Raw genomic sequence first — 1352 nt, 5'->3', positions numbered from 1 at the left:
TTAACTGTTAATAATTCATCTTGTACAGGAGTCGGCAACAATTGTTTAACTGTTTCCATCTGGGGTTTAAGTTGAGGATAAGCCTTACCAATTTCATTGGCAATTAACCCTTGAACAATATTTGGGTCAACAGTTCCCATACAAAATACACAGGATATTGCCTCAGAAATATCCTTCACACTCGGTTGCTGTAAACTTGTATCTTGTTTTAGTTCTTGCCAACCCTTAATTTGTTGCATCCAAGTACGAATTCCAACAGCAGCAAAGGCTTTATATGCTAATTTTGCCTGTTCTGTGCAATGCCTACCAGCGTCAAAAGCATAGTATTCCAAAATTGTGGAAATTGCGATATCGGGAATTCCAATTACTGACCAATCACTCAGGTTCGCAGCATTAAACCCCTGTGCCATAAGCTTTGTAGCCAATTCAGAGGGTTCCAGGTTCGCACTGTTAAAAGCCTTTCTCAACGCCATATCACTTACACCTGCTAATCTTGCTGTTGCTCGGATACTAGCTTTTCCACGACCTTGAATATCGATTTCAATTTCTTGTTGTATCTGATTGACAACATCACTTATTAAAAGCTGAGTCATAGCTTCAAATACTCCTGATTGGATTTTGTAAAACTGCGTTTATAGATAACTAAAAGGAACTCCTTCCTATGATTTGAAAGGTTAATTTTGCAGCATTAAAGCCTTATTTTGCAAAACTTCTAACTAATTTCGAGAGTTATAGGTTTGCACTTGTGGAAGCAAGAGAATTAATCCAACAAACCGTGACGCAAAGCGTGAACCGCAGCTTGGGTACGATCTTCTGCACCAACTTTCATGAGAATATTCCGAACGTGAGCTTTTACAGTTCCAAGCGTGATGTAAAGTTTACTTGCGATCGCACGATTCGTATTTCCATCAACAATCAGGTGCAATATCTCCAATTCCCTCTGTGTCAGCGTGTAAAAGTCCAGCAATTCATCCATACCATCATCAATATCGTGTGATAAAGATTTAGAGAGAGGTCGAGTACTTTGTTGCACCTGTTCGAGTATAAAACGTGCAATTGTTGGGTCAATCCAAGTGTGACCACAATAGGTCAGATATATAACTTCGATGAGTTTCTCAAATCCAATATTCTTCATGCAATAGGAATCAGCACCCGCAGCAAATGCCCTCAATGCTGTATCCTTGCAATCCCACAACGTCAAGATGATGACCTTGATTTTGGTATTTTTTTCTTTTATTTCCCTGGTAATTTGGATACCATCTTTATGAGGCAAGCTAATATCAATAATTGCAATATCAGGCTGTAATTTATTCAATAAATCCAAGCCATTCTTACCATTCACAGCATCGCCA

At 38.8% G+C, this 1352-nt stretch carries 2 protein-coding genes; both read right to left on the bottom strand.

The window, feature by feature from the left end; all coding sequences use genetic code 11:
- A partial coding sequence (locus F6K52_RS36350; protein ID WP_293090086.1) for a hypothetical protein occupies positions 1–593 on the bottom strand: 593 nt, incomplete at its 3' end.
- Between the two features lie 167 nt (positions 594–760).
- On the bottom strand, positions 761–1352 hold a 592-nt coding region (locus F6K52_RS36345; protein ID WP_293090084.1), incomplete at its 5' end, for a response regulator transcription factor.

The sequence above is a fragment of the Moorena sp. SIO3H5 genome (assembly GCF_010692395.1).
GTDB lineage: Bacteria > Cyanobacteriota > Cyanobacteriia > Cyanobacteriales > Coleofasciculaceae > Moorena.
This window is presented reverse-complemented; position numbering and strand designations above follow the sequence as displayed.